Annotated in this window: 1 protein-coding gene; it reads left to right on the top strand. The window is 47.4% G+C overall.

What is annotated here, in order from left to right; genetic code table 11:
• Positions 1 to 32 precede the first annotated feature (32 nt).
• The coding region (locus tag AAEY75_RS17450; RefSeq protein ID WP_352260457.1) for a MarC family protein at positions 33 to 230 on the top strand (198 nt) is incomplete at its 3' end.

Here is a 230-nt window from a genome sequence, read left to right as displayed (position 1 = left end):
CGTTGCCGGATGCTTTTTGGATAATTCTCTAAATGAGCTTATTGATCTCGACTTGGATTAAGTTTTTCTTTTTGTTCGCACCGTTTTTTGTGTTGTCGATGTTTCTTGCGTTAACACGCGGTGAGTCGGCGGCATCACGCAAGCAGGTCGCCAATAAAGCGATTATCGCGTCGGTGGCGATTGCGATCGTGTTGTTGTTTTTCGGCGGCGCGTTGTTTTCGGTGTTGGGT

Origin of the sequence: Psychrobacter sp. TB55-MNA-CIBAN-0194, assembly GCF_040309505.1 — a bacterium.
GTDB lineage: Bacteria > Pseudomonadota > Gammaproteobacteria > Pseudomonadales > Moraxellaceae > Psychrobacter > Psychrobacter fozii.
The sequence above is the reverse complement of the archived record's forward strand: the minus strand, read 5'-3'. Positions and strand labels throughout refer to the sequence as shown.